We start from the raw sequence: 6,155 nt of genomic DNA on the forward strand, positions 1-6,155 counted from the left end.
TAGATTTATTGGATAAAATCAGCTAGGTGAAATTAAAATGGTGATGCTGGCTTTTGAAAGATTATCCTAAAATAAATAAGCCCTGTGCTGGATTGATAAAATGATTCGCATAATGATTGTCGATGACTCGCCTTATAGTCAGCAATGCCTGGCTAAGATTATTAATTCTACTGTAGGTATGAGCGTTGTTGCTCAGGCGATGACGGCACAAACCGCATTTGAAGATATTATTGCAGAGCAACCCGATGCTGTTTTGTTATCGACGGAAATGAAGGCGATAGACAGTTTGGCTTTTCTTGCAGAGTTGATGGAGAGCACGCCTTTGCCGGTACTGATCTTATCAACACTAACGGAAAAGGGAACTTCGATGACATTAAGTGCCTTGGAGTTGGGTGCTTTAGACTTTGTTACTAAGCCTGCTGAAAATGATCATTATGGTTGGCTGGGTATCGAGAGTTTTCTGTCGGTGAAGCTTCAATCTATTATAAAGCTACAGGTTTCTCGTCGAATGAATCATTATAAAAAAAATAGTTTTGTTGCGAATCAGTATGTAGGGCAGTTGTCCTGTTATGAGCACGAGCAGGTTTTGCAATATCGAGAGCAGGACTTGGCAAAGCTTGTTGTCGCAATAGGGGCTTCTACAGGGGGAATTGAAGCTTTAAAGTATATTTTATCTTCGTTGCCAGATTGTTATCCGCCCATTGTTATTGTTCAGCATATTCCGGAGCAATTTAGCCCTGTTTTCGTTGAGCGTTTAAATGCTGTTTCCTCTTTGTCTATTCATAAAGTCAAAGATCAAACTGTCATTTATCCTGGGTATGTTTATATCGCTCCTGGAGATCAGCATATGAGACTGGTGCTTTCAGGGACAGGGCAGTACCTTTGCGAGTTGTTTGATGAGGCGAAGGTGTCAGGTCATCGGCCTTCGGTGGATTTATTGTTTCAGTCTGTCAGTGCTGTTTGTGGCTCTTATGCCATAGGTGCTTTATTGACTGGAATGGGCAAAGATGGGGCAGAAGGTTTACTTGCTATGAAAAAAGCTGGAGCGAGCGTTTTGGTGCAAGATAAGCAGAGTTCTGTAATTTGGGGCATGCCGGGTGAGGCCTTTGCAAAAGGTTGTCAGGAGAATGTGATAAGCCTAGAGCAGATTCCTCGGCGCTTAAGTCAGCTTATTTTAGAAAAATTGATGACAAGGTAAAGCGATGTGGTTTGGCTTTCTGTTATTCTCAGGTTATGCTCTTTAGTAGGAGATAGTATATATTTTTCAAGGAAGAACAATGGCAAAAGAGATTAAACGTATTGCTTATGCGAGTACGTATACACATCAGTGCAATATGGTCGAGCTACTTGAGCACCATACTTTCGAAAGTGTTGTTTTTTTTACCCGACCCGATAGCTTCAATGGCCATGTGCTTAATGCTTTATTTGAAACACGTGATTTTACGGTATTATTTGATAATTGCATGTTAAATGCAACTCGCTTACCCCGTAAACCAGAGGCTTTTTCTGTGATGAATGCGGTAAAGCAATACGCAATTGGTAAAGCTTATCTGATCGATACCTTTGTTGAAGAGATTGGGGAGCTTGAAGCGAGTGAAGCAATTAGCAAAGTGAAAGAGTTTGAAGAGCAGAAGGTTAAGCTCAAGCATGCTGAAGATCTGCTGTATTTGTTGTCTGGTTTGCAAGAGCCGGCAGAATCGCTTGTTTCTGAGTATCATGAGTTTTGCCAGCCTGCTGTAGAGAAAAAAGAACACGTTGGTGAAGAGGTTGTTTCTGACTAGACACTGGTCAAACTATGAATAAGTCAGAGTAAATCAATGCTGGTAAGCACAAAAAGCACCATGACTTTAATGGTGCTTTTTGTTACGGCGTCTGAAAACCAAAAGCATTCATCGCTAGCTACAGCCTGATAGCCTTAATCTTTGCATTACAAAGCAAAAATGGATATACTACGCCAGTCTTTTATTGAGTTTATTCTAAGTAAAAGCACATTGCGGCGACTCTAAACAGTAGTTTAGAGCGCTATTTTATTGATTTTAAAAGAAGATAGTATAGAGGAAACGCAACGATGGTAACAATTCGTTTGGCTCGCGGTGGTGCGAAAAAACGTCCATTCTATCAAGTTGTCGTATCAGATAAGCGCAGTCCACGTGATGGTCGCTTTATTGAGCGTATTGGCTTTTTTAACCCAGTTGCACAAGGCCAAGCTGAAAGCTTACGTCTTGATCTTGAGCGTGTAGATCACTGGGTTGCTCAAGGCGCGCAAATGTCTGATCGAGTTGCTGTGCTTGTTAAAAAAGCACGCAAAGCTGCGTAATTTGAACGCAATTCCTTGTTTGTAATGGAAAAGATGAATCAGCCTGATCACAAAGTTGTTGTTGGCCGTATTGGTGCAGCTCACGGTGTGCGTGGGGAGATAAAAGTCAATTCCTTTACTGAACAAAAGACGGCGATCTTAGATTACCGTCCTTGGTATATTCGCCAAGGAAAAGAGTGGCAGGAAGTTGCTGTCCGCTCTACGCGTATTGCGGGAAATGACATTTTGATGCGCATCGAAGGATGCAACGATCGAGATGTTGTTAAGCGTTATACCAACTGTGATATCTATGTCACTCGAGATCAATTGCCTGAGCTTGATGAGGGTGATGTCTATTGGACTGATCTTGAAGGTCTCAATGTGGTCACCGTAGAAGGTCAGCCATTGGGGACGGTTTCGAGCATGCTTGAGACCGGGGCGAATGATGTCATGGTGATTAATGGTGAAAGTGAACACTTAATCCCTTATCTCGATCATGTTGTGATTAAGATTGATCTTAAGGCACAACAGATGATCGTTGATTGGGATCCTGAGTACTGATGAATATTTGTGTGGTCAGCCTGTTTGCAGAGATGTTTCAGGCGGTAACACAATATGGAGTGACAGGTCGAGCTGTGCAGCAAAAAGCTGTGCAGGTCAGTACAGTCAATCCGCGTGAGTTTACTCACGATGTTCATCGTACCGTCGATGATCGCCCTTATGGTGGGGGTCCGGGCATGTTGATGAAGGTTCAGCCTTTACGTGATGCGATTGCTGCAGCACGTAAGAAAACCTCAGCGCAGGCCAGAGTGGTTTATTTATCTCCCCAGGGAGCACCATTAACCCAGAGCAAAGTGTTAGAACTTGCCAAAATGCCTGAGTTGATTTTATTGGCTGGGCGTTATGAAGGCATTGATGAGCGTGTCATTGAGGCTGATGTTGATGAAGAAATCTCACTTGGGGATTATGTCTTAAGTGGCGGTGAACTTCCAGCAATGGTGTTAATGGATGCGATCATTCGAGTTCTACCCGGTGTTCTAGGAGATGCTGAGTCTTTTGAACAAGATTCATTTATGGCGGGATTGCTAGATTACCCGCACTATACTCGACCTGAGTCAATTGATGGTCGTCAAGTACCAGAAGTACTGATGAGTGGCCATCATGAGAAGATTGACTGTTGGCGTCAACAGCAAGCGCTAGGACGGACGTATTTAAGACGGCCTGACTTATTTAAGCGCTTAGAGTTGACCGCAAAACAGCAATCATTATTGGACGAGTATCTTGCTAAAGCAGCACAGTGCGGCTCTGCTAGTGATCTTGATAAAGTAAGTAATTCTTAATAACAGAGAGGTTCGCCATGAACGATATTATTAAGCAAATTGAACAAGAGCAAATGCGTAAAAATGCATTGCCTGAATTTGGTCCTGGTGACACAGTGGTTGTCCAGGTGAAAGTAAAAGAAGGAAGTCGTGAGCGTTTACAGGCCTTTGAAGGTGTTGTTATCGCTAAGCGTAAGCGTGGTTTACATTCTGCTTTTACTGTACGCAAGATCTCTCACGGTGAGGGTGTTGAGCGTGCATTCCAAACACACAGCCCGTTGGTTGACAGTGTTGAAGTGAAGCGCCGTGGTGCGGTACGTCGAGCTAAACTCTACTATCTTCGCGCTCTACGTGGTAAAGCTGCACGTATCAAAGAGAAACTGTAGCTTTTTGCTGCTTTTACCATATTTTACTTTTATGGTAGGCTTAAAAGGAGGGGGCAAATGCTCCCTTCTTTTTGTTTGTATTATTGTAATGATTTGTTTGATTTGAAGTGAGTTAAATTGTGAGTGTTTCTTTATTTGGCCAGCTGATCGGTACGGTGGGTATGGTTTTGGTGGTGATTGCGTAATTTTTTAGTGGTATCACAACGTGTTGCCCCAGGGAGCTTGCCTTTTTCGATTATTAACCTCGTTGGCGCTATTTTACTGCTTATTAGTTTGTGCATTCACTTTAACTTAGGCTCATTTATTATTGAAGTCTTCTGGATTTTGATTTCTCTATATGGCATTGCAAAGTGGCTGTTAAAAAAAACGCCGGTAATCATGCTCTAGAGAAGAAGAGCCAAGTTTCAGCAAAACCTGAACTCTCCTAGAAAGTTCAGGTTACTTTTGAATGACAAACTCAATTGGTTCTATTTCTTCTATCGAATCATTAAACCAGTCCGTTGATTTTTGATAAAACTCATCTTCAATTTTATGTAAAAACTCAACCAGAGAAAGCTGAATATAATCTCTATGTAGCTTAATGCCATAGCGATCGATATCGTTAATTTTCTCAGCGCCTGCACGCAGTAGCGCGTGAATCCAGCAAAAGGGACTTTGAAAGCGAAAATAACGTACCTGGTGCTTATCTAATTGAGCGCGCAGAATTTCAATATCGACGATTTCGATTTTGGGCTGCAAAATCTCGACAGTAAGCTGCTCTAAGCGCCACCAGGTTTTTTTGTTTTTGATTGATATCATATTGATTCCAGTCAATGATCTCATGGTAAAAACGCTTACAACCTCGACAAACATCGTCACCATAGACGGTAGAACACAAACCAACACAGGGCGTGGCTTTGCCATCAATCATTACACATGAACCTCTTCTAATACTGCTGCCATTATTATGCGAAAACCTTGCCATTCTGCCAAGAAAAAAAATCCATGTTAATATTCATCAGGTTAAAAGAAAATTCGCCCAGTCTTTTTTTAACTAACGTCAAAATACACACGGCTAGGCTATACAACTCTATGACTTTTAGGATAGTTTTAGTAAATAGACTGAGTTGGTGTGAGATTCATTGTAATTTGTTAAGGAATGCTTATGAAAATATTGATCGTCGGTGGTACGGGTCTTATCGGCCAGGCTGTTAAAGAAGAGCTTGGGTCACGTCATGATATTATCATTGCTGGGTCACAAAGTGGTGATATACAAGTTGATATTACGGACTTAGCTTCTATACAAGCGCTTTATAAGAAAACACATAATTTAGATGCCATCATTGCGACGACAGGCCGTGTCAAATTTGCTCCTATTAATGAACTGGACAGCGAAGATTATCATTTTGGCCTCAGCCATAAGCTGATGGGGCAAGTGAATTTAGTTCTTCAGGGGATTTCACACTTAAATCATGGTGGTTCATTCACATTGACTAGTGGAATCTTAAACTATGACCCCATTGTCCAAGGCAGTTCTGCGGCAATGGTCAATGGTGCAATTGATGGATTTGTTCGTTCTACGGCCATTGAACTGCCGAATTCATTAAGGATTAATACTGTCAGCCCAACTGTTGTGACAGAAGCTTTATCTCGCTATGAAAATTACTTTAGGGGCTATGCGCCTGCTGCTGCCGCTGAGGTTGCTAAAGCCTATAGTAAAAGTGTTGAAGGTAAACAAACGGGCCAAATTTATAAAGTTGGTTTTTAGCAAAAGCTCGATATTATAGGTCATGATCACGGCTTTATATTCACCATCCCTGCGCGGGCAGGGAGTCAAGCAAAATAGTGTCCAGCTTGTTTTTTAGGAGTTTTATATTAACCTGGCGATCACAATGATATCACTATTTAAACCTATATGACGTGAGTTCGATATAACTCAGCTGGTCAATAGGTTATGCTGGATGTTAAGAGATGGCTTCTTCTCTTGAAGACAATAGGCTGCTAATCCAGCAAGAATATTGACAATAAAGTTGTTGACACTACGATGCCTGGAATGTTCGATTTGTGAGATGTTTTTAAGTTGATCAAATACACTTTCAATAATTCCACGTTTTCTGAGTAAAATTTTATCGATGATAGGCATGAGCTTATTTTTCATATTCTTGCGAATTTTAT

11 protein-coding genes are annotated in these 6,155 nt (G+C 41.5%); 8 read left to right on the forward strand and 3 right to left on the reverse strand.

Annotated features, from left to right (window positions below):
* The first annotated feature begins 100 nt into the window (after positions 1-100).
* The 7 genes from cheB (at position 101) to BGC07_RS00410 (ending at position 4,388) form a co-directional block, all read left to right on the forward strand.
* Entirely contained in the window at positions 101-1,198 is a 1,098-nt protein-coding gene (gene cheB, locus BGC07_RS00380) for a chemotaxis-specific protein-glutamate methyltransferase CheB (protein WP_069311524.1), read from the forward strand.
* A gap of 79 nt (positions 1,199-1,277) precedes the next feature.
* Positions 1,278-1,781, forward strand: coding sequence for a hypothetical protein (locus BGC07_RS00385; protein ID WP_069311525.1), 504 nt, complete (start codon positions 1,278-1,280; stop codon positions 1,779-1,781).
* A 287-nt stretch (positions 1,782-2,068) separates the two neighbouring features.
* Positions 2,069-2,317, forward strand: coding sequence for a 30S ribosomal protein S16 (gene rpsP / locus BGC07_RS00390; protein WP_069311526.1), 249 nt, complete (start codon positions 2,069-2,071; stop codon positions 2,315-2,317).
* Positions 2,318-2,350: 33 nt separating this feature from the next.
* Positions 2,351-2,857, forward strand: coding sequence for a ribosome maturation factor RimM (gene rimM, locus BGC07_RS00395; RefSeq protein WP_077216663.1), 507 nt, complete (start codon positions 2,351-2,353; stop codon positions 2,855-2,857).
* Complete coding sequence (trmD, locus tag BGC07_RS00400; protein WP_069311528.1) at positions 2,857-3,636, forward strand: tRNA (guanosine(37)-N1)-methyltransferase TrmD; 780 nt, start codon at positions 2,857-2,859, stop codon at positions 3,634-3,636. The genes rimM and trmD overlap by 1 nt, the downstream gene beginning before the upstream one ends.
* Before the next feature lie 17 nt (positions 3,637-3,653).
* Entirely contained in the window at positions 3,654-4,001 is a 348-nt protein-coding gene (rplS, locus tag BGC07_RS00405; RefSeq protein ID WP_069311529.1) for a 50S ribosomal protein L19, read from the forward strand.
* A 177-nt stretch (positions 4,002-4,178) separates the two neighbouring features.
* On the forward strand, positions 4,179-4,388 hold the full coding sequence (locus BGC07_RS00410) for a CBU_0592 family membrane protein (RefSeq protein WP_235602800.1): 210 nt from the start codon (positions 4,179-4,181) through the stop codon (positions 4,386-4,388).
* Positions 4,389-4,439: 51 nt separating this feature from the next.
* Here the strand turns inward: BGC07_RS00410 and BGC07_RS21325 are convergent, their stop codons facing one another.
* Together BGC07_RS21325 and BGC07_RS21330 are read right to left on the reverse strand one after the other, a co-directional pair.
* The gene (locus tag BGC07_RS21325; RefSeq protein ID WP_235602801.1) at positions 4,440-4,739 is read right to left on the reverse strand and encodes a hypothetical protein; all 300 of its coding nucleotides are present in this window, start codon (positions 4,737-4,739) and stop codon (positions 4,440-4,442) included.
* On the reverse strand, positions 4,708-4,965 hold the full coding sequence (locus tag BGC07_RS21330) for a DUF1289 domain-containing protein (RefSeq protein WP_317135104.1): 258 nt from the start codon (positions 4,963-4,965) through the stop codon (positions 4,708-4,710). Before BGC07_RS21330 ends, BGC07_RS21325 begins: the two co-directional genes overlap by 32 nt.
* A 180-nt stretch (positions 4,966-5,145) precedes the next feature.
* Between BGC07_RS21330 and BGC07_RS00420 the strand changes: the two genes are divergently transcribed.
* Complete coding sequence (locus BGC07_RS00420) at positions 5,146-5,748, forward strand: short chain dehydrogenase (protein ID WP_069311530.1); 603 nt, start codon at positions 5,146-5,148, stop codon at positions 5,746-5,748.
* 168 nt (positions 5,749-5,916) lie between these two features.
* On the opposite strand, the gene BGC07_RS00425 is transcribed toward BGC07_RS00420, so the two are convergent.
* On the reverse strand, positions 5,917-6,155 hold a 239-nt coding region (locus BGC07_RS00425; protein ID WP_139121723.1), incomplete at its 5' end, for a transposase.

It is taken from the genome of Piscirickettsia litoralis (assembly GCF_001720395.1).
Lineage (GTDB): Bacteria > Pseudomonadota > Gammaproteobacteria > Piscirickettsiales > Piscirickettsiaceae > Piscirickettsia > Piscirickettsia litoralis.

Bases quoted from the DNA above. Each gene is read 5' to 3' on its own strand.
- rpsP (WP_069311526.1), top strand. From the start codon at position 2,069: ATGGTAACAATTCGTTTGGCTCGCGGTGGTGCGAAAAAACGTCCATTC.
- rplS (WP_069311529.1), top strand. From the start codon at position 3,654: ATGAACGATATTATTAAGCAAATTGAACAAGAGCAAATGCGTAAAAAT.
- rimM (WP_077216663.1), top strand. From the start codon at position 2,351: ATGAATCAGCCTGATCACAAAGTTGTTGTTGGCCGTATTGGTGCAGCT.
- BGC07_RS00385 (WP_069311525.1), top strand. From the start codon at position 1,278: ATGGCAAAAGAGATTAAACGTATTGCTTATGCGAGTACGTATACACAT.
- cheB (WP_069311524.1), top strand. From the start codon at position 101: ATGATTCGCATAATGATTGTCGATGACTCGCCTTATAGTCAGCAATGC.
- trmD (WP_069311528.1), top strand. From the start codon at position 2,857: ATGAATATTTGTGTGGTCAGCCTGTTTGCAGAGATGTTTCAGGCGGTA.
- BGC07_RS00420 (WP_069311530.1), top strand. From the start codon at position 5,146: ATGAAAATATTGATCGTCGGTGGTACGGGTCTTATCGGCCAGGCTGTT.
- BGC07_RS21330 (WP_317135104.1), bottom strand. From the start codon at position 4,965: ATGGCAAGGTTTTCGCATAATAATGGCAGCAGTATTAGAAGAGGTTCA.